At 67.9% G+C, this 25,215-nt stretch carries 17 protein-coding genes; 8 read left to right on the forward strand and 9 right to left on the reverse strand.

Annotated features, from left to right (window positions below; genetic code table 11):
* The first annotated feature begins 434 nt into the window (after positions 1 to 434).
* The 5 genes from DM992_RS15560 to DM992_RS15580 all read left to right on the forward strand — a co-directional run bounded on the left by DM992_RS15560 (position 435) and on the right by DM992_RS15580 (position 9,801).
* Positions 435 to 1,259 (forward strand): IclR family transcriptional regulator, encoded by an 825-nt coding sequence (locus DM992_RS15560; RefSeq protein ID WP_111017466.1) that lies wholly within the window; start codon positions 435 to 437, stop codon positions 1,257 to 1,259.
* Between the two features lie 255 nt (positions 1,260 to 1,514).
* Positions 1,515 to 2,873 (forward strand): MdtA/MuxA family multidrug efflux RND transporter periplasmic adaptor subunit, encoded by a 1,359-nt coding sequence (locus tag DM992_RS15565; protein WP_111017467.1) that lies wholly within the window; start codon positions 1,515 to 1,517, stop codon positions 2,871 to 2,873.
* Positions 2,874 to 2,888: 15 nt separating this feature from the next.
* Positions 2,889 to 6,002, forward strand: coding sequence for an MdtB/MuxB family multidrug efflux RND transporter permease subunit (locus DM992_RS15570; RefSeq protein WP_111017468.1), 3,114 nt, complete (start codon positions 2,889 to 2,891; stop codon positions 6,000 to 6,002).
* 3 nt (positions 6,003 to 6,005) lie between these two features.
* Complete coding sequence (locus tag DM992_RS15575; protein ID WP_111017469.1) at positions 6,006 to 9,311, forward strand: efflux RND transporter permease subunit; 3,306 nt, start codon at positions 6,006 to 6,008, stop codon at positions 9,309 to 9,311.
* Between the two features lie 106 nt (positions 9,312 to 9,417).
* Positions 9,418 to 9,801: a VOC family protein gene (locus DM992_RS15580; RefSeq protein WP_111017470.1), complete on the forward strand. Its 384-nt coding sequence runs from the start codon at positions 9,418 to 9,420 to the stop codon at positions 9,799 to 9,801.
* A gap of 85 nt (positions 9,802 to 9,886) precedes the next feature.
* On the opposite strand, the gene DM992_RS15585 is transcribed toward DM992_RS15580, so the two are convergent.
* Positions 9,887 to 11,344, reverse strand: coding sequence for an NYN domain-containing protein (locus tag DM992_RS15585; protein ID WP_111017471.1), 1,458 nt, complete (start codon positions 11,342 to 11,344; stop codon positions 9,887 to 9,889).
* Between the two features lie 317 nt (positions 11,345 to 11,661).
* On the opposite strand from DM992_RS15585, the gene DM992_RS15590 reads away from it, so the two are divergent.
* The gene (locus DM992_RS15590) at positions 11,662 to 12,291 is read left to right on the forward strand and encodes an SDR family oxidoreductase (protein ID WP_111017472.1); all 630 of its coding nucleotides are present in this window, start codon (positions 11,662 to 11,664) and stop codon (positions 12,289 to 12,291) included.
* An 89-nt stretch (positions 12,292 to 12,380) separates the two neighbouring features.
* Here DM992_RS15590 and DM992_RS15595 read toward each other — a convergent pair whose 3' ends face one another.
* Entirely contained in the window at positions 12,381 to 12,929 is a 549-nt protein-coding gene (locus tag DM992_RS15595; protein ID WP_111017473.1) for a peroxiredoxin, read from the reverse strand.
* A gap of 277 nt (positions 12,930 to 13,206) precedes the next feature.
* On the opposite strand from DM992_RS15595, the gene cdpA reads away from it, so the two are divergent.
* Positions 13,207 to 14,949, forward strand: coding sequence for a cyclic di-GMP phosphodiesterase CdpA (gene cdpA, locus DM992_RS15600; protein ID WP_204356121.1), 1,743 nt, complete (start codon positions 13,207 to 13,209; stop codon positions 14,947 to 14,949).
* Positions 14,950 to 14,974: 25 nt separating this feature from the next.
* Positions 14,975 to 16,477 (forward strand): HDOD domain-containing protein, encoded by a 1,503-nt coding sequence (locus tag DM992_RS15605; protein WP_111017475.1) that lies wholly within the window; start codon positions 14,975 to 14,977, stop codon positions 16,475 to 16,477.
* A 102-nt stretch (positions 16,478 to 16,579) separates the two neighbouring features.
* Here the strand turns inward: DM992_RS15605 and DM992_RS15610 are convergent, their stop codons facing one another.
* The 7 genes from DM992_RS15610 to DM992_RS15645 all read right to left on the reverse strand — a co-directional run bounded on the left by DM992_RS15610 (position 16,580) and on the right by DM992_RS15645 (position 24,946).
* Positions 16,580 to 17,374, reverse strand: a complete 795-nt coding sequence (locus DM992_RS15610) for an ABC transporter substrate-binding protein (protein ID WP_111017476.1) — start codon at positions 17,372 to 17,374, stop codon at positions 16,580 to 16,582.
* A 363-nt stretch (positions 17,375 to 17,737) separates the two neighbouring features.
* Positions 17,738 to 18,766: a succinylglutamate desuccinylase gene (gene astE / locus DM992_RS15620; protein ID WP_204356122.1), complete on the reverse strand. Its 1,029-nt coding sequence runs from the start codon at positions 18,764 to 18,766 to the stop codon at positions 17,738 to 17,740.
* Positions 18,767 to 18,773: 7 nt separating this feature from the next.
* Positions 18,774 to 20,114, reverse strand: coding sequence for an N-succinylarginine dihydrolase (gene astB, locus DM992_RS15625; protein ID WP_111017478.1), 1,341 nt, complete (start codon positions 20,112 to 20,114; stop codon positions 18,774 to 18,776).
* A gap of 14 nt (positions 20,115 to 20,128) precedes the next feature.
* A complete protein-coding gene (gene astD / locus DM992_RS15630; RefSeq protein ID WP_111017479.1) occupies positions 20,129 to 21,592 on the reverse strand; it encodes a succinylglutamate-semialdehyde dehydrogenase in 1,464 nt (487 codons plus the stop codon).
* 7 nt (positions 21,593 to 21,599) lie between these two features.
* Positions 21,600 to 22,634, reverse strand: a complete 1,035-nt coding sequence (gene astA / locus DM992_RS15635; RefSeq protein WP_111017480.1) for an arginine N-succinyltransferase — start codon at positions 22,632 to 22,634, stop codon at positions 21,600 to 21,602.
* Entirely contained in the window at positions 22,631 to 23,683 is a 1,053-nt protein-coding gene (gene aruF / locus DM992_RS15640; protein WP_111017481.1) for an arginine/ornithine succinyltransferase subunit alpha, read from the reverse strand. The genes astA and aruF overlap by 4 nt, the downstream gene beginning before the upstream one ends.
* A gap of 30 nt (positions 23,684 to 23,713) precedes the next feature.
* Positions 23,714 to 24,946: an aspartate aminotransferase family protein gene (locus DM992_RS15645; protein WP_111017482.1), complete on the reverse strand. Its 1,233-nt coding sequence runs from the start codon at positions 24,944 to 24,946 to the stop codon at positions 23,714 to 23,716.
* Positions 24,947 to 25,215: the final 269 nt, after the last annotated feature.

Consider the following 25,215-nt stretch of genomic DNA (forward strand, 5'->3'; position numbering starts at 1 on the left):
ACGCAAGCAGGCTCCGCCGGACGTTCGGACGGGCGTTTTCTACGATCGGGGGATAATACGGGCCTGACGCGTCCGGGCGGACGGGCAAAAAAAAGCGCCACGGAGACCGTGGCGCTAAAAAAGTTCTAGCCATTCCGAGGGCCGTGCTAGAACCTGAGAGACTGCGCGAAACACCGTTGCCGGCTAAACTCTTGAAACGATGTTTCGAAAACGTGAGACATTCTTTCCGTTTCCGCCCGACAAGTCAAGCGGTATTTGCACCGGCTCATGCACTTTCCAGCAATGCTCATTTGAGCGTTTTCCTAATAAACCAAGGGTGAACCCGCAAAATCTCATCCAATGACCGGTTCACCCACAAAACATGCATCTTTTGACAATCATCCTACAATACCAACAAAATTGAAATCGAGTTTCGGAAATAGAGAGAATCCCTCGTGTCGACAACTGTAACCCCTTCCGCGTCCCGGGACCGTGAATCGTCGCCCGACGAGATCACCGCGCTCGCGCGCGGCCTTGCCGTGCTGCGCCGCATCGCGGCTGCCGACGCGCCCGTCAGCAACCGCGAGCTGACCGAACTGACCGGCATCCCGAAGCCGACCGTGTCGCGCATCACCGCGACGCTCGTCAGCGCCGGCTTCCTGTTCCAGTTGCCCGACAGCGAGCGCTTCGTGCTCACCGCGTCGGTGCTCGAGCTGAGCCACGGCTTCCTGCGCAACTTCGACATCCGCGCGCGTTCGCGGCCGTTCATGATCGAGCTGGCCGAACACACGTCGCTGTCCGTTCACCTTGCGGTGCGCGACCGGCTCGACATGGTCGCGATCGACGTGATCCGGCCGCGCTCGGCCGTGCTGGTCACGCGCCTCGAAATCGGCTCGCGGATGGACATCGCGCGCACGGCCGTCGGCCGCGCATATCTCGCGGCACTCGAGGACGACGAACGGCGCTTGCTGCTCGATTCGCTGCGCACGACGGCGGGCGACGACTGGCCGCATGTATCCGCGAGGCTCAATCCCGCGCTCGACGAAGCGATGCGCGAAGGCCACGCGATCGCGATCGGCGAATGGCGCGAGGGCCTGAATGCGGTCGCGGCCGGTTTCGTCGGCCCGTCGGGCCAGCGCTATTCGGTGAATTGCGGCGGTGCGTCGCACCAGTGTCCGCCCGAATGGCTACAGGAACATGTCGTTCCCGCACTGCACGAATGCATCGCGAAAATCACCCGCGAGATCGGCGGCGCGCCGGCCCGGCGCATCAGCGTGTAATCGTTCCGTCATCGTGCCGACGCGTTCTGTAACGACCGTAACCCGTTGAAAGATAGACCGCTGGACTGTAACGGGGGCGGCACGTAGGATCATGCCCATCGTCGCGCCGCATTCGCGGTGCGCACAGCTCTTTTCCCGCGCGGGTCGGGAGGGCACCGGACCGAGCCGGGTTGCCCCTCCCGGCACCGCTCGCCCACGCGCGGCCAAGAGCAGTCCGATTCCCGGCACGCCGCGCCGTCTTCCTGACAGAACACGATGCATAACGAACAAAATCCCACGCCTCCTTCGAAAGATCCCGCCTCTCCCGCAGCACGGCGTCCGCGCCGCACGCTGATGATCGGGACGCTCGCGGTCGTCGTCATCGGCGGCCTGCTGTGGTGGCACCCGTGGAATCGCACGTCGGCGGTCCAGCCGGGTGCCGGCAGCGCGGCCCAGGGCGCGAGCGGTGCCGGCGGCCATCGCGGCCGCGGCGGCCCCGCCGCGATGGCGAACGTTCCGCAGCCCGTGCAGGTGGCGACCGCAACGCAGGGCGAGATGCCGATCGTGCTGTCCGCGCTCGGCACCGTGACGCCGCTCGCGAACGTGACGGTGAAAACGCAGTTGTCGGGCTATCTGCAGTCGGTGTCGTTCCAGGAAGGCCAGATCGTCAAGAAAGGCGACTTGCTCGCGCAGATCGATCCGCGCCCGTACCAGGTGTCGCTCGAAAACGCAGAAGGCACGTTCGCGCGCGACTCGGCACTGCTCGCGACGGCGCGCCTCGACCTGAAGCGCTACCAGACGCTGCTGTCGCAGGACTCGATCGCGTCGCAAACCGTCGACACGCAGAAATCGCTAGTCAAACAATACGAAGGAGCGGTGAAGACCGACCAGGCCGCGATCGATTCCGCGAAGCTGAACCTCACGTATGCGCGCATCACGGCGCCCGTGTCGGGCCGCGTCGGCCTGCGCCAGGTCGACCCCGGCAACTACGTGACGCCGGGCGACAGCACCGGCATCGTCGTGATCACGCAGCTGCAGCCGATGAGCGTGATCTTCACGACGTCGGAAGACAACCTGCCGCAGATCCTCAAGCAGGTGAACGCGGGCCAGAAACTGTCGGTCACCGCGTACAACCGCAACAACACGGTGCCGCTCGAGACGGGCTCGCTCGCGACGCTCGACAACCAGATCGACACGAGCACGGGCACGGTCAAGCTGCGCGCGAACTTCGATAACAAGGAAGGCATGCTGTTCCCGAATCAGTTCGTGAACACGCGGCTGCTCGTCGACGTGATGCGCGATGCGACGATCGTGCCGACGTCCGCGGTGCTGACGGGTTCGATCGGCCAGTTCGTCTACGTCGTGAAACCCGACAACACGGTGACGGTGCGCAAGGTCAAGCCCGGCCCGGTCGACGGCGAACGCACGAGCATCGTCAGCGGCATCGCGCTCGGCGAGCGCGTGGTGACCGACGGCTCCGACCGCCTGCGCGAAGGCGCGAAGATCTCTATCCCGGCCGACAAGCCGAAAGGCGCGTCGGGTGCGCACGGCGCCGGCGCGGCGTCGGGTGCATCGGGCGCCGGCGGCCAACGCGGCGGACACAAGCACGGTGCGTCGCAAGCAGCGGCCCAATAACGCGCGGGCCGCTCGATGAATCCATCCCGCCTCTTCATTCTCCGGCCGGTCGGCACCGCCCTCCTGATGGCGGCGATCATGCTGGCCGGCCTCGTCGCGCTGCGCTTCCTGCCGCTCGCCGCGCTGCCCGAGGTCGACTACCCGACGATCCAGGTCCAGACCTTCTACCCGGGCGCGAGCCCGGAGGTGATGACCTCGTCGGTCACCGCGCCGCTCGAACGGCAGTTCGGGCAGATGCCGTCGCTGAACCAGATGTCGTCGCAAAGCTCGGCCGGCGCATCGGTGATCACGCTGCAGTTCTCGCTCGACCTGCCGCTCGACATCGCCGAGCAGGAAGTGCAGGCCGCGATCAACGCGGCCGGCAACCTGCTGCCGTCCGACCTCCCCGCCCCGCCGATCTACGCGAAGGTCAACCCGGCCGACGCGCCGGTGATCACGCTGGCCGTCAAGTCGAAGACGCTGCCGCTCACGCAGGTGCAGGATCTGGCCGACACGCGCCTTGCGATGAAGATCTCGCAGATCGCGGGCGTCGGCCTCGTCAGCCTGTCGGGCGGCAACCGCCCGGCCGTGCGGATCCAGGCGAACCCGACCGCGCTCGCGCAGTACGGGATGAACCTCGACGACCTGCGCACGACGATCTCGAACCTGAACGTGAACACGCCGAAGGGCAACTTCGACGGCCCGACGCGCGCCTACACGATCAACGCGAACGACCAGCTCACGAGCGCCGACCAGTACAACAGCGCCGTCGTCGCGTACAAGAACGGCCGCCCGGTGATGCTCACCGACGTCGCGACGGTCGTCGCCGGCTCGGAGAACACCAAGCTCGGCGCGTGGGTGAATTCGGAGCCTGCGATCATCCTGAACGTGCAGCGCCAGCCCGGCGCGAACGTGATCCAGACGGTGGACGCGATCAAGGCGCAGTTGCCGAAGCTGCAGGAAACGCTGCCGGCAGCGCTCGACGTGCAGATCGTCACCGACCGCACGACGATGATCCGCGCGGCCGTGCGCGACGTGCAGTTCGAGCTGCTGCTCGCGGTCGGGCTGGTCGTGCTGGTGATGTACCTGTTCCTCGCGAACGTCTACGCGACGATCATCCCGAGCCTGTCGGTGCCGCTGTCGCTGATCGGCACGCTCGCGGTGATGTACCTGGCCGGCTTCTCGCTGAACAACCTGTCGCTGATGGCGCTCACCATCGCGACCGGCTTCGTCGTCGACGACGCGATCGTGATGATCGAGAACATCGCGCGCTACGTCGAGGAAGGCGAATCGGGGCTCGAGGCCGCGCTGAAGGGCTCGCGGCAGATCGGTTTCACGATCATCTCGCTGACGGTATCGCTGATCGCGGTGCTGATCCCGCTGCTGTTCATGGGCGACGTGGTCGGGCGCCTGTTCCACGAATTCGCGATCACGCTCGCGGTGACGATCGTGATCTCGGCGATCGTGTCGCTCACGCTCGTGCCGATGATGTGCGCGAAGCTGCTGCGCCATTCGCCGCCGCCGGAGAGCCACCGCTTCGAGGCGCGCGTGCACCGGACGATCGACTGGGTGATCGCGCGCTACGCGGTCGCGCTCGAATGGGTGCTGAACCGCCAGCGCGCGACGCTCGTCGTCGCGCTGCTGACGCTCGTGCTGACCGGCCTGCTTTACGTGTACGTGCCGAAGGGCTTTTTCCCGGCGCAGGATACCGGCGTGATCCAGGCGATCACGCAGGCGCCGCAGTCGATCTCGTACGGCGCGATGGCCGAACGCCAGCAGGCGCTCGCGGCCGAGATCCTGAAGGACCCGAACGTCGACAGCCTCACGTCGTTCATCGGCGTCGACGGCAGCAACATCACGCTGAACAGCGGCCGGATGCTGATCAACCTGAAGGCGCGCGACGAGCGCTCCGAGACGGCGGCGCAGATCATCCGCGACCTGCAGCACCGCGTCGCGAACATCACGGGCATTTCGCTGTTCATGCAGTCGGTGCAGGACCTGACGATCGACTCGACCGTCAGCCCGACGCAGTACCAGTTCATGCTGACGAGCCCGAATTCGGACGAGTTCGCGACCTGGGTGCCGAAGCTCGTCGCGCGGCTGCAGCAGGAGCCGTCGCTCGCCGACGTCGCGACCGACCTGCAGAGCAACGGCCAGTCCGTCTACATCGAGATCGACCGCGCAAGCGCCGCGCGCTTCGGCATCACGCCGGCGACCGTCGACAACGCGCTGTACGACGCGTTCGGCCAGCGCATCGTGTCGACCATCTTCACGCAGTCGAACCAGTACCGCGTGATCCTCGAGTCCGAACCGAAGGAGCAGCACTACGCTAGATCGCTGAACGACATCTACCTGCCGTCGGCCGGCGGCGGCCAGGTGCCGCTGTCGTCGATCGCGTCGTTCCACGAGCGGCCGTCGCCGCTGCTGGTCGCGCATCTGTCGCAGTTCCCGTCGACGACGATCTCGTTCAACCTCGCACCCGGCGCGTCGCTCGGCGAGGCCGTCAAGGCGATCGAGGCCGCCGAAAAGGACATCGCGCTGCCCGCGTCGTTCCAGACGCGCTTCCAGGGCGCGGCACTCGCGTTCCAGGCATCGCTGTCGAACCAGATTTTCCTGATCCTCGCGGCGATCGTCACGATGTACATCGTGCTCGGCGTGCTGTACGAAAGCTACATCCACCCGATCACGATCCTGTCGACGCTGCCGTCGGCCGGCGTCGGCGCGCTGCTCGCGCTGATGATCTCCGGGCACGACCTCGACATCATCGGGATCATCGGCATCGTGCTGCTGATCGGCATCGTGAAGAAGAACGCGATCATGATGATCGACTTCGCGCTCGAGGCCGAACGCGTGGAAGGCAAGCCGCCGCGCGAGGCGATCTACCAGGCGTGCCTGCTGCGTTTCCGGCCGATCCTGATGACGACGCTCGCCGCGCTGCTCGGCGCGGTGCCGCTGATCGTCGGCTCCGGCGCGGGCTCCGAACTGCGCCAGCCGCTCGGGATCGCGATCGCCGGCGGCCTGATCGTGTCGCAGGTGCTGACGCTGTTCACCACGCCCGTGATCTACCTCGGCTTCGACTCGCTCGCGCGCCGCGTGCGCGGCTGGTTCGAACGCCATGGCCCCGATGCCGGCACGCGCACGGATGCGTAAGCCATGAACCTGTCGCGCCCCTTCATCACCCGTCCCGTCGCGACGACGCTGCTCGCGCTCGGCGTCGCGCTCGCGGGCCTGTTCGCGTTCATCAAGCTCCCGGTGTCGCCGCTGCCGCAGGTCGACTTCCCGACCATCTCGGTGCAGGCGTCGCTGCCCGGCGCAAGCCCCGAGACCGTCGCGACCAGCGTGACGAGCCCGCTCGAGCGGCACCTCGGCTCGATCGCCGACGTGTCCGAAATGACGTCGACGAGCACGGTCGGCAACGCGCGGATCATCCTGCAGTTCGGCCTGAACCGCGACATCGACGGCGCCGCGCGCGACGTGCAGGCCGCGATCAACGCGGCGCGCGCCGACCTGCCCGCCTCGCTGAAGAGCAACCCGACCTACCGCAAGGTCAACCCGGCCGATTCGCCGATCATGGTCGTGTCGCTCACGTCCGAAACCTCGTCGCCGGCGAAGCTGTACGACGCGGCGTCGACGGTGCTGCAGCAGTCGCTGTCGCAGATCGACGGGATCGGCCAGGTGTCGGTGAGCGGTTCCGCCAACCCGGCCGTGCGCGTCGAGCTCGAACCGCAGGCGCTGTTCCACTACGGGATCGGCCTCGAGGACGTGCGCGCGGCGCTCGCGTCCGCGAACGCGAACGCACCGAAGGGCGCGATCGAATTCGGCCCGCAGCGCTACCAGCTCTACACGAACGACCAGGCCTCCGATGCGTCGCAATACCGCGACCTCGTCGTCGCGTACCGCAACGGCTCGGCCGTGCGGCTGTCCGACCTGTCCGACGTCGTCGATTCGGTCGAGGATCTGCGCAACCTGGGCCTCGCGAACGGCAAGCGAGCGGTGCTCGTGATCCTGTACCGCTCGCCCGGCGCGAACATCATCGAGACGATCGACCGCGTGCACGCCGCGCTGCCGCAGCTCACCGCGTCGCTGCCGGCCGACATCACGGTCACGCCCGTGCTCGACCGGTCGACGACGATCCGCGCGTCGCTGAAGGACACCGAGCACACGCTGCTGATCGCGATCAGCCTGGTCGTGATGGTCGTGTTCCTGTTCCTGCGCAACTGGCGCGCGACGCTGATCCCGAGCGTCGCGGTGCCGATCTCGATCATCGGCACGTTCGGCGCGATGTACCTGCTCGGCTTCTCGATCGACAACCTGTCGCTGATGGCGCTGATCGTCGCGACCGGCTTCGTCGTCGACGATGCGATCGTCGTGCTCGAGAACATCTCGCGGCACATCGAGAACGGCAAGTCGCGGATGCAGGCCGCGTTCGACGGCGCGCGCGAGGTCGGTTTCACGGTGCTGTCGATGAGCATCTCGCTCGTCGCCGTGTTCCTGCCGATCCTGCTGATGGGCGGCATCGTCGGGCGCCTGTTCCGCGAGTTCGCGCTGACGCTGTCGCTCGCGATCGCCGTGTCGCTTGCGGTGTCGCTCACCGTCACGCCGATGATGTGCGCGCGCCTCTTGCCCGAGTCGCACGACCCGCAAAGCGAAGGCCGCTTCGGGCGCTTCCTCGAGCGCGGCTTCGCGCGCATGCAGCGCGGCTACGAGCGCTCGCTGTCGTGGGCGCTGCGCCGGCCGCTGCTGATCCTGATGACCCTGTTCGCCACGATCGGGCTGAACGTCTACCTGTACATCGTCGTGCCGAAGGGCTTCTTCCCGCAGCAGGACACCGGGCTGATGATCGGCGGCATCCAGGCCGACCAGTCGACGTCGTTCCAGGCGATGAAGCTGAAGTTCTCCGAAATGATGCGGATCGTGCAGAGCAACCCGAACGTGAAGAGCGTCGCGGGCTTCACCGGCGGCACGCAGACCAACTCGGGCTTCATGTTCGTCACGCTGAATGACCGCACCGAGCGCAAGCTGTCGGCCGACCAGGTGATCCAGCAACTGCGCCCGCGGCTGGCGGACGTCGCGGGCGCGCGCACGTTCCTGCAGGCCGCACAGGACATCCGCGTCGGCGGCCGGCAGAGCAACGCGCAGTACCAGTTCACGCTGCTCGGCGATTCGAGCGCCGACCTGTACAAGTGGGGGCCGATCCTGACCGAGGCGCTGCAAAAGCGCCCCGAGCTGACCGACGTGAACTCCGACCAGCAGCAAGGCGGCCTCGAGGCGATGGTGACGATCGACCGCGCAACGGCCGCGCGGTTCGGCATCAAGCCCGCGCAGATCGACAACACGCTGTACGACGCGTTCGGCCAGCGCCAGGTCTCGACGATCTACAACCCGCTGAACCAGTACCACGTCGTGATGGAAGTCGCGCCGAAATACTGGCAGAGCCCCGAGATGCTGAACCAGGTATGGATCAGCACGTCGGGCGGCAGCGCGAACGGCTCGCAGACCACCAACGCGGCGGCCGGCACCTACGTCGCGACGTCGGCCGGCACGTCGAGCGCCGGCACGGCCGCGCAGAGCGCCGCGGCGATCGCGTCCGATTCCGCGCGCAACCAGGCGCTCAACTCGATCGCGGCCAGCGGCAAGTCGAGCGCGTCGTCGGGCGCATCCGTGTCGACGTCGAAGTCGACGATGATCCCGCTGTCGGCGATCGCGACGTTCGGGCCGAGCACGACGCCGCTGTCGGTCAACCACCAGGGGCTGTTCGTCGCGACGACGATCTCGTTCAACCTGCCGCCGGGCGTGTCGCTGTCGCAGGCGACGCAGGTGATCTACCAGACGATGGCGCAGGTCGGCGTCCCGCCGACGATCGTCGGCAGCTTCCAGGGCACCGCGCAGGCGTTCCAGCAGTCGACGAACGACCAGCCGATCCTGATCCTCGCCGCGCTGCTGGCCGTCTATATCGTGCTCGGGATCCTGTACGAGAGCTACATCCACCCGATCACGATCCTGTCGACGCTGCCGTCGGCCGGCGTCGGCGCGCTGCTCGCGCTGCTGCTGTTCAAGACCGAGTTCAGCATCATCGCGCTGATCGGCGTGATCCTGCTGATCGGCATCGTGAAGAAGAACGCGATCATGATGGTCGATTTCGCGATCGACCAGACGCGCAACAACCGCAAGTCGTCGTTCGACGCGATCCACGAGGCGTGCCTGCTGCGCTTCCGCCCGATCATGATGACGACGATGGCGGCACTGCTCGGCGCGCTGCCGCTCGCGTTCGGCAGCGGCGACGGCGCCGAGCTGCGCGCGCCGCTCGGGATCGCGATCGCCGGCGGCCTGGTCGTGTCGCAGGTGCTGACGCTCTATACGACGCCGGTCGTCTATCTGTACATGGACCGGCTGCGCGTGTGGGCCGAGAAGCGGCGCAACCGCCGGAATCCGGGCGGGCCGGCGGTCGCCGGGGAGTGATGGCAGCGGCCGCCCGTCAGGCGGCCGCTTTGCGCGCTTGAACACCGGCGGCGATCGGCTATCGTGTTTCCATGCCCACCGCCGGCCCCCTTCCCCGGAACACGCCATGAACGTCCAGCTCAACCATACGATCGTCTGGTGCCGCGACAAGCGCGCATCGAGCCGCTTCCTCACCGAGCTTCTGGAACTGCCGCCGCCGACGCCGTTCGGCGCGATGCTGGTCGTCGCGCTCGACAACGGCGTGTCGCTCGATTTTTACGAAAAGACGGGGGAGATCGCGGCCCAGCATTACGCGTTCCTGACCGACGAAGCCGGCTTCGATCGCGTGTTCGCCCGCATTCGCGAGCGCGGGCTGCCGCACTGGGCCGATCCGGCAAAGCGGCAGCCCGGCGACATCTACCGCCACAACGGCGGCCGCGGCGTGTATTTCGACGATCCGGACGGTCATTTCCTCGAAGTGATGACGCGGCCGTATGTGCTGAACGGTTAGCTCGGCGGGCCGGCCGGTGTTGCGCCGGCCGGTATTGCGCGGGCCGGGTGCCGCCCCGTTTCGGAGCACACCCTGCCGGCTGCCGTCACTCGGTAGCCGTCGCCGTCTTGCGCGGACGACGCGCGCGCGGCGCCGCCTTGCGGGCCGGCTTCTTCGGCTTGGCGGCAGCCGGTGCTTCGGCAGCCGATTCAACCGGCGCGGCTTCATGCGACGGCTGCGCCGCGGCAACCTCGCCGCCGAAATCGCCGGCCGCAGGCTCGGCGTGCGTCACCGGGGCATGCCGGTCGTCGCCCTGCCCCGCATCGCTATGTGCGTCGCCGGCATGCGTGCCGTGCGCGTGCTTGTCGCCACCGTGATTCGCCGCGCCATGCGCGGCGTCGTCCGGCTTCCCGGCCTCGTGACGGCCGGCGCTCTTCGCGGCGGTTTTCTTCGCGCCGGTCTTCTTCGCCGCGCTCTTGCGTGCGCGCTTGCGGCCGTCCTTCGCGTCGCCGTGCGCATCGGCCGCGTCGGCCGCGACGGCAGGCGCGACCGACGCGGCGTCGGCGACTTCGTCAACGACCGCCTCTTGCGCTTCGACCTGCGCGCTTTCGTGCACGACCGCTTCCGCCCGCTGCCCGCGACGTCGCGACTCGCGCCCGGCCCGCGCCGGCTCCGCCGCGCGCGTGCCGTGGTGCGCGGCGGCGCCTTCACCGCCCGCCGCGGCGTGCTCCGCGGCCACCGGCTGACGTGCCCGCGACACGAACGCGCCCGACTTGTCGTCGCGCCCCACTTCGAGCAGGCCGCGCGCCTGCGCCTCGTCGAGCAGGTTGCCGAACGCGCGGAACCCGTAGTACGACTCGTTGAAATCCGGCTTGCGGCGCTTGATCGCGCTCTTGAGCACCGACGCCCAGATCTTGCCGACGTCGTCGCGCTCCGACGCGAGCGCGTCGAACGTCTCGACCGCCAACGCGATCGCCTCGGCCTTGCGCGCGTCCATGTCGTGCTTGCGCGACGGCTCGTCGGGCCGCTTCGCGCCGCCGTTACCGGCGCGCTGCTGTTGTTCGCGCTTCGCGAGCGTGCGCTGCTGCTCGCGCACCAGGTCGTCGTAGAAGATGAATTCGTCGCAGTTCGCGACCAGCAGGTCCGACGTCGACTTCTTCACGCCGACGCCGATCACCTTCTTCGCGTTCTCGCGCAGCTTCGACACGAGCGGCGAAAAGTCCGAGTCGCCGCTGATGATCACGAACGTATCGACGTGCGACTTCGTGTAGCAAAGGTCGAGCGCGTCCACGACGAGCCGGATGTCGGCCGAATTCTTGCCCGACTGGCGCACGTGCGGAATCTCGATCAGCTCGAAGCTCGCCTCGTGCATCGACGCCTTGAAGCCCTTGTAGCGATCCCAGTCGCAATAGGCCTTCTTCACGACGATGCTGCCCTTCAGCAGCAAGCGCTCCAGCACGGGCTGGATGTCGAATTTCTCGTACTTCGCGTCGCGCACGCCGAGCGCGACGTTCTCGAAGTCGCAGAACACGGCCATGCTGACGTTGTCCAGGGGTAATGCCATGTGTACTCCAACCGGTTGGCCGACGCGTTATAGGACGTAGCGTCGAAAAATGCATCGCGCACATGATAGCCGGTCGGCGCGTCATTCCCGAATCCGGTGAATGAATGACCGTCCGAACGTCCGCCGTGTCGCCGGGGCCGCGTGCCTGCACCGGAAAGCCTTCGCCCATAGCCCGCGCCGGTATGCCCGCGCCGGTACGCCCGCGCCGGTACGCCCCTTATTACCCGTGCGCCGCCGCAGCGATTCGACATTACACTTGAGGTATTGGTCGTCCGTCCCTATCTGGGAGGATGACGCATCGAGCAAGGAGCGGTTTCATGACGACGAAGGTACTGCTGATTGGCGCAACCGGCCGCACCGGCCAGGCCTGCGCGGATCTGCTGCTCAAGCAGCCGGAATTCGAGGTGACGGCGCTGGTGCGCCGGCAAGGCTATGCGCTGCCGGGCGCGAAGGTCGTCGAGGCCGATCTGACGGACGATTTCTCGCGCGCATTCCAGGGCATCACGCACGTGATCTATGCGGCCGGCTCGGCCGAATCGGAAGGCGCGGCCGAAGAGGAGCAGGTCGACCGCGACGCGGTCGCCCGCGCGGCCGAGTATGCGCTGGCGTACAACGTGCAGAAGCTGGTCGTGATCAGCTCGCTGTCCGCGTACCGGCCCGAGCAGAGCCCCGACGCGCTGCGCCACTATTCGCAGATGAAGCGCGAAGGCGACGAGCGCGTGATCGCGTCGGGCGTCGACTACGTGATCCTGCGCCCCGGCCCGCTCACGGACACGCCGGGCGTCGGCAAGATCGCGCTGACCGAGGAGCGCGTCGAGCCCGCGCCGCCGGTGTCACGCCAGGATGTCGCGTGGGCCGCGATCGAGGCGATCAAGCTCGGCATTTCGCGCAAGATTGTCGGCTTCGTCGGCGGCGGCGTGCCGATCGAGCAGGCGTTGCGCGCATAACGCGGCCCCACGCGCGCCGCCTCGCGAGGCGGCGCGTTTTCCCGTGCCCGCGGCCCGCACGACGGGCCGCTTACGCGTGGGCCGGCCGCTTACTGCTTCGGATGCGCGTCGGCCCACGCCTTCACGGCGGCCAGCGTGTTCTCGACGTGCTTGTCGGGCGACAGGCTCGTGTATTCGTAGAGAATCTTCCCTTCCGGCGAAATCACGTAGGACACGCGGTTCGCGCGGTCGAGCGCCGGCAGCTTCGCGTCGTATTCGCGGATGATCTTCGCGTCCGGATCGGCCGCGACCGGGAACTTGCTCCGGCACTCGCTCACCGAGAACTTCGTCAGCGTGTCGATATTGTCAGCCGATACGCCGATCACCGTCGCGCCGTAAGCCTTGTAACGATCGACCGCATCCGCGAACGCATGCGCCTCGATCGTGCAGCCCTTCGTAAACGCGGCCGGGTAGAAATACAGCACGACCGGGCCCTGCTTCAGCGCGTCGGCGAGCGAGTACGTGTAAGTCTTGCCGCCCAGCGACGCCTGCGTCGTGAAGTCCGGCGCCGCGGCGCCCGGCTTCAATTCCGCCTGTGCCATCAGCGCATGGCCGGCCACCAGCGCCGCCGCGGCGCCCAGCAACAGTTTTCGCTTCATCTGCGTCCTCATTTCTTATAAAGTCAGCCTCGATATAGGCCACGTCGGCGTTCGCCTGTCGAACGCGCGGGCATGATCCGGTCCAGCGGCAGCGCCATCCGCGCCCGGCCCGTTAAAGATTCCGCACAGTGTGCCGTTATTCCTTCCGGACAACCGGTTCCAGCCCTTCACGTCAGCGAGAAACATGGAAGCCAACAGGAAACAGACGTCACGCAAGGGCTCCTGGCGCAGCGCCTTGCATACGCTGCGCCGCTTCGCCTGGTCGGGCGGCGCGCTGATGCCCGCGCGCGCCGGCGCGCCGCGGCGCGACGACTCCGTGCGCAACTGGCTGGAACAGACGGTCGGCACGGTGGATTTCCTCGCCCATGTCGACCGCGAGCTGCGCTTTCTGTATGTGTCCGACGCGAGCCTGCGCTTCATCGGCTACCACCGCGACTACCTGCACACGCTGACGCTGCGCGACCTGATCGCCGAACAGGATACCGCGGCGCTCGAAGGCCTGCTTGCACGCGCCGCGCATTCGGGCCAGGTCGAGAAGGCGACGATGTGCATCGTCAAGTCGCTGACCTACCCGCTCGACGTCGAGATCCGTGCGTTCAAGAGCCGTCACCACGGGGTCGACGGCTTCGCGATCGCGGCGTTCGACGTGTCGTCGTGGCGCGCGCTCGAGGCGCGCCTCACGTACGAGATGCACCACGATCCGATGACGGGGCTCGACAACCTGTCCGCGCTCGTGCCCGCGCTGATGCGCGCGCAGCAGACCGCCGACGAGGACGGCACCTGCGCGGCGCTGCTGCTGCTCGACCTCGACGACTACCAGCGGATCAACCGCGCGCTCGGCTACGACGCGGGCGACACGCTGCTGCGAGAAACCGCGCAGCGGCTGAAGGCGCTCGTCACGCCGAACGAGCAGCTCGCGCGCGTCGCAAGCGACAAGTTCGCGATCGTGCTCGGCGCGCCGGACCGCGCGCAGGCGAGCAATGCCGCCGACGCGCTCGCGCGCCGGCTGCAGGCCGCGGTGCGCGAGCCCTACGTGTACCAGGGGCAGACCGTGCATTTGTCCGCCAGCATCGGCATCGCGCTCTATCCGGACGAGCGTGCCGCGCCGCACCGCGCGCAGCACCACAGCCCGCTGCTGCGCCGCGCCGACCACGCGCTCGCGCAGGCGAAGGCATCGGGCGGCAACGCGCTCGCGTTCCATGCGCCCGTCGACGATCCGGCCGACGCCGAACGGCTGAAGCTCGAAGCCGACCTGTACGACGGCGTGCGCAACGGCGAGTTTTCGCTCCATTTCCAGCCGATCACGCACAGCCAGTCGTGCGCGGTGGTCGGCGTCGAGGCGCTGATCCGCTGGCGCCATCCGGTGCACGGCCTCGTGCCGCCGGCGACCTTCATTCCGCTCGCCGAATCGATCGGCCTGATCAACTATCTCGGCAACTGGGTGCTCAAGGCCGCGTGCATGCAGCTCGTCGCATGGGACCGTCAGGGGCTCGCGCTGCAGTACGTGGCGGTCAACGTGTCGCCGCAGCAGTTCCGCGACCCGCGCTTCACGCAGAGCGTACGCGAGGCGATCGCGCTGACGGGCATCGACCCGCGCCGCATCGTGCTCGAAATCACCGAAAGCCTGCTGATGCACGACCCCGCGCACGCGAAGGGGCTGCTCGAGGAGCTGACCGATCTCGGCATCCGCTTCGCGATCGACGATTTCGGCACCGGCTATTCGAGCCTCGCGTACCTGCAGCGCTTCCCGCTCGCGAAACTGAAGATCGACCGCAGCTTCGTCGAGAACCTGCTGACGTCGCGCAACGACCGCGCGATCGTGTCGGCGGTGGTCGGCCTCGCGCAGACGCTCGATCTCGAGCTCGTCGCCGAAGGCGTCGAGACCGAGGCGCAGCGCGAACTGCTGACGGAGATGGGCTGCAATCACATCCAGGGCTGGCTCGTCTGCCAGGCGCTGCCGTCCGAGGAGCTCGCACGGCGCTTCGAGGCGCAGCAGCTGCACCTGCACGCCGCCGCCTGACGCGCGGCGAACCGGACAGATCCGTATGTCAACCACCGAATACCTGCCCCGCACCGCGTTGCTCGACAAGCTGTGGGCCCGGATGAACGAACGGGGCGACTTCCCGCTGCTGTCGGAATCGCTGCGTGCGACGATGGCCGCGATGAAGAACGACGACCTCGACTTCACAGCGCTCGTGCGCGTCGTGCTGTCGGATTTCGCGCTCACGCAGAAAGTGCTGCGGCTCGCGAACTCCGCGATGTACATGGCGTTCGGCGGCAACATCACGACCGTCACCCGCGCGCTGATGGTACTCGGCCTCGACGCGGTTGGCCATCTCGTCGTCGGGCTGAAGCTCGTCGACCATTTCCACCACAGCACGCCGCGACGCATCGACGCGAAGCTCGAACTGAACCGCGCGCTGCTGTCCGGCTGCGTCGCGCGCAAGCTGACCGAGCACGCCGAGCTGCGCGGCGGCGAGGAAGCCGTCGTCTGCACGCTGATGCGCCAGGTCGGCAAGCTGCTGGTGGTCTGCTATCTCGACAGCGAATGGGACCGGATCCGCCGGCGCACGGCCGAGCTGAACGGCGACGACGCGGCCGCGTGCATCGACGTGCTCGGCGTCGGCTTCGACGAGATCGGGCTCGAAGCGGCCGCGCGCTGGCGGCTGCCCGACGTGATTCGCGCGGGGATGGCCAACGACGACCACGCGGCCCACGCCGACGCGTTCGACGACGAATACGACGACGACCGCAACGCGGGCCATGCGGCCGACGACGGCCCGGCCGACCGCGTACGCTGGCTGCGCGCGGTGAGCCGCTGCTCGACCGACGTCGCGAGCGCGCTCGCGATGCCCGCGAGCCCGCAGCGCGACGCGCGCATTGCGTCGCTCGCGCAGCACTACGGCACGGAGCTCGACATGGAGTCCGACGCGCTAGTCGAGATCGCCGAGCTGCTCGCGCGCGAGGAAGCGAGCGACACCGTGATGCGCGAGATCGTCGAGCTGCGCGCGAACGCCGATGCGATCGCGCGCGCGCAGGCCGAGCCCGAGGCACGCCTCGAAGCCGGCCTCGCGGACCTGCGCGCGCTGCCGTCCGAGCATGTGCTGACGCCGGTGCTCGCACTCGCGTCGGAAAGCCTGCTGGCCGGCCTCGCGTTCACGCGCACCGTGATGTTCGTGCGTCACGACGACGGCACGTTCGCCGCGCGCCTCGGCTTCGGCCCCGGCGTCGATACGGCGCTCGACCGGCTGCGCTTCGACGAACGCTTCGAGCCGGACGTGTTTCATCTCGCGATCACGAATTCGGTCGGCATCTTCATCGAGCAGGCGCAGGATCCGAAGATGCTCAAGCGCCTGCCCGCGTGGTATCAGGACGCGTTCGACGACACGCGCGCGTTCGTGCTGCTGCCCGTGCGGGTCGGCACGACGACCGTCGCGCTGCTATACGGCGACTGGGCCGGTGCGCAGCCCGCGCGCAAAATCGCGCAGCAGGAGATGAGCGTGCTCAACGAGCTCGCACGCGAACTGGGCCGGTTCTTTCCCGCGTAGCGCGGCCAGCGGCTGCCTGCCCGCGTCGCTTCCGGCCTCCCGAACGCAGACCGGCCGCATGAGCGGCCGGTCTGCTTGGCATCGTGCGATCGAACGAAACGCTTACTTGAGCGTCACGGGCACGCTGAAGTACTTCTTCGCGAGATTGTCGATCGTGCCGTCGGCCTTCAGGTCCTTCAGCGCCTGATCGAGGGCGGTCTTCAGCGCCGCGTCGTTCTTGCGCAGGCCGAAGCCGACGCCCGAGCCGAGGATCTCGGTGTCGCTGACCGTGCCGCCCGCGAACGCGAAGCCCTGGCCTTGCGGCTTGGTCAGGAAGCCCTTCGAACCGGCCTCCGAATCCTGGAACGTCGCGTCGAGACGGCCCGACTTCAGGTCGGCATAGGCCAGGTCCTGCGTCTGGTACGGCACGACTTCGACGCCGGCCGGCGCCCACTTCTTCTTCGCATACGCTTCCTGGATCGTGCCCTGCAGCACGCCGACGCGCTTGCCCTTCAGCGATTGCGGGGTCGGCAGCAGGCCGCTGCCCTGCTTCGCGATCAGTTGGTTCGGAATGGTGTAGATCGGATCGGTGAACGCGATCGCGTGCTTGCGTTGGTCGGTGATCGTCATGTCCGAGTTGATCGCGTCGAACTTGCGCGCCTGCAGCGCGGGGATCAGGCCGTCGAAGTCGTTCTCGACCCACACGCACTTCGTCTTCAGCTTCGCGCACACCGCGTTGCCGATGTCGATGTCGAAGCCGGTCAGCTTGCCGTCGGGCGTCTTGTATTCGAACGGTGCGTACGAGGCCTCGACGCCGAACCGGATCTCCTTCAGATCCGCGGCAAACGCGCTGCCTGCCGCCACGGCCGATGCCGCCACCACCGCATGCGCGGCCACTTTACGCCAATCCAACTTCATCAGGTGCTCTCCTCGATACTCGAATGTTCCGGAACTACGGGCGCTTGCATCATTGCAGGGCCAGATAGCCGCGACAATGTCGATGCCGTGCCGTGATGCGGCGCAACAGCCGCAAGGCCGCGATTGTACCAATCCGCGCGGCCCGATATGGCAAAGCGGCCGGCGGCGCGCGATGCTGCGGTGCGTGCGCGGCGCCGGCCGGGCCGGCCGCCGAACTTGCAAGACGATGTCGCAAATACGCAAGGCCGCGGGCCGGGGGCCGTCCGCCCCGGCGTGCAGGCGGCGACGACGGGATACCGACGGGTTGCGGGTCAGGCGCGGGCCGCGCGCGGTCGCGGCCGCGCAATCGGTCGGGACACGCGCTCAGACGAGTGCCGCGAGCGTCTCGCGTGTCGTGTCGACGACGAGCAGGCCCGCGCGCAGGCCCGGCTTCACGGTCGGGTTCGGAAACACGATCCGCTCCTCGTCGTGCGTCACCGTGTAGCGGTAGTCGCCGTCCTGCGCGAGCACCGTGCCGCGCGCGAACGCGGTGAAGTTCGCGACGTCGGCCGCGACGAACAATTCGAGCGCGTCGCTCTGCTTCGTGATCTGGTCGATCACGGTGAATACGCGCGGCAGCACGGCCCCGGCATCGCCCCGCGCACCCGATACGAGTCGACGCACGGCCAAATCGGCCGGCGCGAAGCGCGTCAGGTCGTTCTGGCCGAACGGCCGCACCTTGCCGAGTTCGAGCGTGCATGCGAGCGCGCCGCAGTGCTCGGCCGTGAAATGCGAATACGTGTTGCCCTTCGCCGTATGCAGCAGCACGGCCGCGATGCGCGCGTCGCCGAGCCATTCGACCATCGCGCGCGTCGGCGGCGTGCCCGTATGCGGCAGCAGCGCGAACTGCTCGAACACCGACGCGCGGATCGCCGTATGCATGTCGATGTGCCAGCGCACGCCGCCCGCCGGCGCCGCCGCGAAGAACGCGGCAGCGGCCGCTTCGAGCTGCACGGCACGCGGCGCTTCGCGGCTCGCGGGCACCTGCGCGTGACGACCGCTGAACAGGCGATTCAGATCGTCGTCGAGATAACGCTCGCCGGCGCGCATCGCCGGCACGTTGCCGAGCACGACCAGCAGCCGGCACGCGAGCGGCAGCGCGCCCGACGCGAGATCGCGCACGAGCATCGACAACAGCTCGATCGGCGCCGTCTCGTCGCCGTGCACGCCGGCCGACACGAGCACGCTCGCGCGCGCCGCGCCGTCACCCGCGGCCGGTTCGAGCGCGAGCAGCCCGTCGCCGAGCCATTGCCAGCGCACTGCCCCGCCCGCGCAGGCGCCGTCCGTCACGGCCGGCGTGCCGCCGGCCAGCGTGAACGCGAGAAAGTCGTCGAGCGGCGCGGCGGCGGACATCGGTGCGTCAGCGCTGGAAGTCATACAGCGACCCGACGCGCAGGATCTGCGTGAGCTCGTCGAGCGCCGTGCGCGACTCGTCGAGCAGCGCCGGATCGGCGAGGTCTTCCGGTGCGAGGCGATCGCGATAGTGCTTGTCGATCCACGCGTCGAGCGACGCGAACAGCGTGTCGTTGATCCACACGTTCGACGTGACGGCCGCGCGCTCCGCCTCGTTCAGCACGACGCGCAGGCGCAGGCACGCGGGGCCGCCGCCGTTCTTCATGCTTTCGCGCAGGTCGAACACGAGCACGTCGTGAATCGGGCCGTTGCCGGCCGCGAGACGGTCGAGATACGCCGCGACGTTCGCGTTCTCGCGGCATTCCTGCGGCACGACGAGCACTTGCGAGCCGTCCGCGCGCGACAGCAGCTGGCTGTTGAACAGGTACGACGTCACCGCGTCGTTCACGCTCACGGCCGCGTCGGGCACCTCGATCACGTTCAGCCGCGCACCGCGTGCGTCGAGCGCGGCGGTCAGCGTGTCGTAGATCGCCTGCTTGTTGACGAACGCGCGCTCGTGCGTGAACAGCGTGTCGCGGTTGCCGACCGAGATCACGTCGTTGTGGAACACGCCCGCGTCGATCACGTCCGGATCCTGCTGCGCGTAGACCGTCGCTTCTTCCGCGAGCCCGTGGCGATGCGCGACCGCGCGGCTCGCCTCGAAGGTCTGGCGCGCCGGGAAACGCTTCGGCTCCGGGCCGCGGCGGTATTCCGCACGGCCGTACACGAAGAACTCGACGCCCGGCTTGCCGTATTCGGCGCAAAAGCGCGTGTGGTTCGCCGCGCCTTCGTCGCCGAGCGCCGGCGTGCCCGTCAGCGCCTCGTGCACCGCGAAGTGCGCGGGATCGGCGAACAGCGTCGACAGCGTGCGGCGCGTCGCGTCGTGCTCGATCGCGCGATGCAGCTTGCTGCACAGGTTCGCGGGCGTGAAGTGCACGCGGCCGTCGCTCGTGTCGGCCGACGGGCTGACGGTGGCCGCGTTCGCGGTCCACATCGCCGACGCCGAGCTCGCCGCGGCGAGCAGCTCGGGCGCCTGCTTCGCGGCCTTCGCGATCACGTCCGCGTCCTTGCCCGAGAAGCCGAGCTCGCGCAACAGGCGCAGCGACGGCCGCTCCTGCGGCGGCAGCACGCCCTGCGCGAAACCGAGATCCGCGAGCTGCTTCATCTTGCGCAGCCCCTGCTTCGCGGCGGCCTTCGGGTTCGCAGCCGACTTCTCGTTGTTGAGCGACGCCACGTTGCCGAACGACAGCCCGGCGTAGTTGTGGGTCGGGCCGACGAGCCCGTCGAAATTGGCTTCTTGTGCGTTCATCGTCGTTCCCTCGATCAGAAATGCAGGCCCGGCGACAGGCTCGCGGGCAAAGTCAGTTGCGTGCTTTCCACCGACGCCATCGGATACGCGCAATAGTCGGCCGCGTAATACGCGCTCGGGCGATGGTTGCCCGAGCGGCCCGTGCCGCCGAACGGCGCGGCGGACGATGCGCCGTTGGTCGGCCGGTTCCAGTTGACGATCCCGGCGCGGATCGTGCGGCGGAAGTGCTCCCATGCGTGCGCGTCGTCGGCCAGCAGGCCGGCAGACAGGCCGAACGCCGTGTCGTTCGCACGCTCGATCGCTTCGTCGAACGTCGCGTAGCGGACGATCTGCGCGAGCGGGCCGAAATGTTCTTCATCGGGCAGGTTCGCCACGCCCGTCACGTCGACGATCGCCGCGTTCACGAAGCCGAGGCGCGGATCGCGCTGCGTCATCGCGACGATCGGCTTCGCGCCCTGCTCGACCAGGCGCGACTGCGCGTCGACCAGCTTCGCGGCCGCGCGCGCCGAGATCACCGCGCCCATGAACGGCTGCGGATCGGCATCGAACACGTCGGCCGTGATCTTCGACGTGACGTCGGCGAAGCGCGCGAGGAAGCGGTCGCCGAACGCACCCTGCGGCACGAAGATGCGGCGCGCGCACGTGCAGCGCTGGCCGGCCGACAGGAACGCCGACTGGATCGTGTGATGCACGGCCGCGTCGATGTCCTCGACTTCGCCGATCACGAGCGGGTTGTTGCCGCCCATTTCGAGCGCGAGCACGATTTCCGGACGGCCGCCGAACTGCTTGTGCAGCAGCGTGCCGGTGTCCGAGCTGCCCGTGAAGAACAACCCGTCGATCTGCCGATGGTTCGCGAGCGCGATACCCGTGTCCTTCTCGCCCTGCACGAGGTTCAGCACGCCGGCCGGCAGCCCGGCTTCCTTCCACACTTCGACCGTCGCGCGCGCGACGCCCGGTGCGAGCTCCGACGGCTTGAACACGACCGTGTTGCCGGCGATCAGCGCGGGCACGATATGGCCGTTCGGCAAGTGGCCGGGGAAGTTGTACGGGCCGAACACCGCGACGACGCCGTGCGGGCGGTGACGCAGCACCGCGACGCCGTCGGCCATGTCCTGGCGCTTCTCGCCCGTGCGCTCCTGGTATGCCTGGATCGAGATGCCGACCTTCGCGGCCATCGACGCGACTTCGGTGCGCGCTTCCCACAGCGGCTTGCCCGTCTCGCGGCCGATCGCGGTTGCGATCGCTTCCTTGCGTTCGTTGAGCAATGCCGCGAAGCGCTTCACGATCGCGCAGCGCGATTCGAAGTCGAGCGCCGACCAGCCGGCGAACGCGCGGCGCGCGCTCGCGACCGCGCGGTCGACGTCGGCCGCCGATGCGCTGTCGCCCTGCCATGCGATTTCGTCGGTGCCCGGGTTGCGCGAAGCGAAGACGGGGCCCGAGCCTGCGACCCAGGCGCCGTCGATGAAGAGTTCCGTCATGATTCGTTTATCCCTGTTTGACTTTGAGCGGCAGCACGCGAACCGGATCGCCGGCCTTCACGTCGAGCGCGACGGCATCGTCGGCCGACAGCACGAACGAGCCGTTCGCGACCACGCCCGGCGCGACGCCGACGCGGAAATCGGTGAGCGACGTGTTCGACACGAGCGACGTCGGCGGATGGTCGCCCTGCGCGTCGGGCACACCGATCGCTGCCGGCACGACGACGCTCTCGCGCACCGTGCGCAGGTCGTTCACGTGGCATTCGAGCACGGGGCCCGCGTCGAAGATGTCGACGTGGTTCTGGTAGCGCAGCCCTTCCGCTTCGAGCATCTTGCGGGCCGGCAGCGTGTCGCGGTGCGTGAGGCCGACCGCGTCCTGCGCGTCCTGCGGCAGCAGGTCGACGTACACCGGGTAGCGCGGCATCAGTTCCGCGAGGAACGACTTGCGGCCGTGCGAGCTCAGGTAGTCGGCCGCGTTGAAATCGATCTGGTAGAAGTGCGAACCGACTGCGCGCCAGAACGGCGACGTGCCGTCTTCGTCGAAGTGGCCGCGCAGTTCCGCGCAGATGCGTTCCGGGAAGCGCTCGCGGAACTGCGCGATGAACATGAAGCGCGAGCGCGACAGCAGGCCGCCGACGCCGCCCGTGCGATAGCGCGGGCTCAGGAACAGCGAGCACACTTCCGCATAGCCCGTCAGGTCGTGCGAGATGTTCAGCGCGGACATCCGCGTCCACACGCCGAGTTCCTGGCTCGCATGCACAACCGTGCTCACGCGATAGTTGTAGAACGGCTGCTCGAGGCCGACTTGCGATTCGATTCCGCACACGCCCGCGATGTCGCCCGTCTTCGAGTCTTCCATCACGAAGAAGTAGCCGGCTTCGCCGGGCGCAGCCTCGCCCGCCAGCGTGCGGCGCGTGCGCTCGATGCGCGCGGCGAGCGCGTCGCGGTCGGGCTTGAACGTGGTCAGGCCCGGCCCGGTTTCCTTCGCGAGCGACACGAGCGCGTCGACGTCGCCCGTTTGTACGACCCGAACGACGATCATGCTGCGTCTCCCTTCAAATCTTCATCGTCGCGGCGGTGCAGCGGCACGCAGCGCACGACATCGCCATCCTTCACACCGAGCGCCGCGCGCACGTCGCCGGCCAGCGGCGCATCGGCCGTGTCGCCCGGCAGGTCGGCCAGCACGCAGCGGAACGATTCGCCGCTGCCCGTCGACACCATGTACGCGACGTCGCCCTGCTGGTGCGCGGCCTCGCGCACGACGCGCTCCGCGCCGTGCTTCACGCACGCGGTGCGGTCGACCTGCGCGGTCAGCACCGGGCCCGCGTCGAAGATGTCGACGAAGCGGTCGGGTTCGAAGCCTTCCTCGAGATGGATGTCGTATGCGAGCAGTGCCGTCTCGTTCGGCTCGCCGAGCACGCGCTGCGCGGCTTCCGGCAGCAGCGGCACGTAGATCGGATAGGCCGGCATCACTTCCGCGATGAACGTGCGGCTGCGGCCGCCCGACGCGATGTCGACGTCGGTGAAGTCGCGGCCGAAGAACTTGCGGCCCACTGCTTCCCAGAACGGCGATGCGCCGTTGCCGTCGCTGACGCCGAGCAGCAGCGTGAACACTTCGGGCGTGAAGCGGCGGCGGTTCGCGGCGATGTACATCATCCGGGCGCGCGAGATCAGGTGCGCGGCCGCGTCTCCGCGCAGCGACGGATCGACGTAGAAGCCGGCGAGCCGGCTCTTGCCGGTCAGCTCGTGCGACATCGTGAGCGCGTGGATCTTGCGGTTCACGTGCAGCTCGCGCGACGCGTGGATCAGTGCGTCGTTGCGGAACGCGTAGAACGGCTCCGAGTAACCGGCCGCGGCGACGATGCTCGCCGTGCCGAGCAGCTTGCCTGTCGACGAATCCTCAAGCACGAAGAGGTAGAACTCCTCGCCGGCGAAGTCGACGTCCGCGCGAAACGAATCCTCGGAGAGCGCCACGCGCGCTTCGAGCGCCGCGCGGTCGTGCGGCAGCGAGTGCAGGACCGGCTGCGCGGTGCGCGCCATGTGCGCGAGCGCATCGAGATCCGTGAGTTTGCCGGGGCGAACAAATAGCATCGTCGTTCCTGTCTGCGATGGGTGCGCCGATCAGCGCGCGGTGGCTTCCTGCGCGGCGAGCACTTGTTCGACCGCCTTCTCGAAGCGCTTGACGCCTTCGTCGAGCAGGTCGAACGGGATCACCAGCGACGGGACGAAGCGCAGCACGTTCGGGCCGGCGATCAGCATGATCAGGCCGTTCTCGGCTGCTGCGTTGACGAAGTCCTTCGCGCGGCCGTCGAACGCGGCGGTGAGTTCCGCGCCGACGAGCAGGCCCTTGCCGCGGATGTCCTTGAAGATGCCGAAGCGCGCGTTGATGCGTTCGAGCGCGCCCTTCAGGCGCACGCTGCGTTCGCGCACGCCTTCGAGCAGTGCCGGGTCGCCGATCAGTTCCACGACCTTGTCGGCAATCGCCGATGCGAGCGGGTTGCCGCCGTACGTCGTGCCGTGCACGCCGACCTTGAAGTGCGCGGCCAGTTCGTTCGTCGTCAGCATCGCGCCGATCGGGAAGCCGTTGCCGAGCGCCTTGGCGGTTGTCAGGATGTCCGGCGTGACGCCCGTGTCCATGTACGCGTAGAACTGGCCCGTGCGGCCGACGCCCGTTTGCACTTCGTCGAAAATCAGCAGTGCGGTGTTGGCGTCGCACGCTTCGCGCAGCGCCTTCAGGAAGGCCGGATCGGCCGGGATCACGCCGCCTTCGCCCTGCACGGGCTCGACGATCACTGCGCAGGTTTGCGGGCCGATCGCCGCCTTCGCGGCTTCGATGTCGTTGTACGGCAGGTGCTTGATGCCGGCCGGCACGGGGCCGAAGCCTTCCGAGTACTTCGGCTGGCCGCCGACGCTGACCGTGAAGAACGTGCGGCCGTGGAACGACTGCACGAACGAGATGATTTCGAATTTGTCGGCGCCGTGGCGATCGAATGCGACGCGGCGTGCGAGCTTCAGTGCGGCTTCGTTCGCTTCCGCGCCCGAGTTCGCGAAGAACGCGCGATCGGCGAAGGTCAGCGATTCGAGGCGCTTCGCGAGGCGCAGCACCGGCTCGTTCGTGTAGCCGTTGCCGATGTGCCAGAGCTTGCGGCCTTGTTCGTCCAGGACCTTCAGCAGTTCCGGGTGGCCGTGGCCGAGCGACGTCACCGCGATGCCGCATGCGAAATCCACGTACTCGCGGCCGGCCGTGTCCCACACGCGGGAGCCCTCTGCGCGATCCGGCACGAACGGGGCGGGGGAAAATACCGGCACCATCACTTCGTCGAATGTCTGGCGGGTCACGGTCGAGGTCGTCATGGTCGTTCCTTTCGGTTTCGTAAGAGGGTTCAACAGGATCAAGTTTAGGTAAGGGTGACGCAAGCGTCTTGCGGAATTGCGACGGGTTCTATCGGAAGCCCCTTTTTCTGCTGCTATTTTGCCCTTCCGGGAGGGGGCTGTGGGTTTTGGTGTCAGGGTGGTTTTTTTGGTGGTTCGCCTGTGTTTGTCGTGAAGCACCTGTTGACTTGTCGGTCTATTAGCGTCGCCCCTGCGCGGGGCGGCGGTTACTTTTCTTTGTCTTGCCAAAG

The organism is Burkholderia sp. JP2-270, from assembly GCF_003233675.1.
Classification (GTDB): Bacteria; Pseudomonadota; Gammaproteobacteria; order Burkholderiales; family Burkholderiaceae; genus Burkholderia; species Burkholderia pyrrocinia_C.

Coding starts and splice junctions, on each gene's coding strand:
- DM992_RS15565 (WP_111017467.1), top strand. CDS start 1,515: ATGCATAACGAACAAAATCCCACGCCTCCTTCGAAAGATCCCGCCTCT.
- DM992_RS15570 (WP_111017468.1), top strand. CDS start 2,889: ATGAATCCATCCCGCCTCTTCATTCTCCGGCCGGTCGGCACCGCCCTC.
- DM992_RS15575 (WP_111017469.1), top strand. CDS start 6,006: ATGAACCTGTCGCGCCCCTTCATCACCCGTCCCGTCGCGACGACGCTG.
- DM992_RS15580 (WP_111017470.1), top strand. CDS start 9,418: ATGAACGTCCAGCTCAACCATACGATCGTCTGGTGCCGCGACAAGCGC.
- DM992_RS15585 (WP_111017471.1), bottom strand. CDS start 11,344: ATGGCATTACCCCTGGACAACGTCAGCATGGCCGTGTTCTGCGACTTC.
- DM992_RS15590 (WP_111017472.1), top strand. CDS start 11,662: ATGACGACGAAGGTACTGCTGATTGGCGCAACCGGCCGCACCGGCCAG.
- DM992_RS15595 (WP_111017473.1), bottom strand. CDS start 12,929: ATGAAGCGAAAACTGTTGCTGGGCGCCGCGGCGGCGCTGGTGGCCGGC.
- cdpA (WP_204356121.1), top strand. CDS start 13,207: ATGCCCGCGCGCGCCGGCGCGCCGCGGCGCGACGACTCCGTGCGCAAC.
- DM992_RS15605 (WP_111017475.1), top strand. CDS start 14,975: ATGTCAACCACCGAATACCTGCCCCGCACCGCGTTGCTCGACAAGCTG.
- DM992_RS15610 (WP_111017476.1), bottom strand. CDS start 17,374: ATGAAGTTGGATTGGCGTAAAGTGGCCGCGCATGCGGTGGTGGCGGCA.
- astE (WP_204356122.1), bottom strand. CDS start 18,766: ATGTCCGCCGCCGCGCCGCTCGACGACTTTCTCGCGTTCACGCTGGCC.
- astB (WP_111017478.1), bottom strand. CDS start 20,114: ATGAACGCACAAGAAGCCAATTTCGACGGGCTCGTCGGCCCGACCCAC.
- astD (WP_111017479.1), bottom strand. CDS start 21,592: ATGACGGAACTCTTCATCGACGGCGCCTGGGTCGCAGGCTCGGGCCCC.
- astA (WP_111017480.1), bottom strand. CDS start 22,634: ATGATCGTCGTTCGGGTCGTACAAACGGGCGACGTCGACGCGCTCGTG.
- aruF (WP_111017481.1), bottom strand. CDS start 23,683: ATGCTATTTGTTCGCCCCGGCAAACTCACGGATCTCGATGCGCTCGCG.
- DM992_RS15645 (WP_111017482.1), bottom strand. CDS start 24,946: ATGACGACCTCGACCGTGACCCGCCAGACATTCGACGAAGTGATGGTG.